Raw genomic sequence first — 402 nt, forward strand, 5'->3', positions numbered from 1 at the left:
GGCCTTGAGGGCGTCGGCCGAGCGGCGCATGCCGCGCTTGGACGGAGAGGTTTTACGTTTCGGAACGGCCATGGATATGCTCCACTACATGGTCAAAAGCCCCGCCCGCCCTCGTGAAAGGGCCATGTCGGGGCCTAAATCTGAGAAAGTCGGGTGCCTATACACGCCCTGTGCCGTTTTGGCCAGCACTGGCGCGAATTTTTTTGGATCGGCTAGCGGAGACAACCGACATAGGCCCCCGAGCGGCCGGCTCGCCGCTCGATCAGATTGGCAAGCCGCCTCAGGCCAGGCCCGGGCTTGGCCGGATTGCGGGCGATCGGATTTGGCAAAGAGACCGCAAGCAGGGCGGCCTGCCGTCGCGACAGCTGTTTTGCCGAGACGCCGAAATGGTGCTGTGCCGCG

Annotated in this window: 2 protein-coding genes; both read right to left on the reverse strand. The window is 63.9% G+C overall.

Annotated elements, in window-relative coordinates:
* On the reverse strand, nucleotides 1-72 hold a 72-nt coding region (rpmF, locus tag EOC94_RS33785), incomplete at its 3' end, for a 50S ribosomal protein L32 (protein WP_127295900.1).
* A 140-nt stretch (nucleotides 73-212) separates the two neighbouring features.
* The coding region (locus EOC94_RS33790; protein ID WP_185928397.1) for a transglycosylase domain-containing protein at nucleotides 213-402 on the reverse strand (190 nt) is incomplete at its 5' end.

This window comes from Mesorhizobium sp. M6A.T.Ce.TU.016.01.1.1 (assembly GCF_003997065.1).
Classification (GTDB): domain Bacteria; phylum Pseudomonadota; class Alphaproteobacteria; order Rhizobiales; family Rhizobiaceae; genus Mesorhizobium; species Mesorhizobium mediterraneum.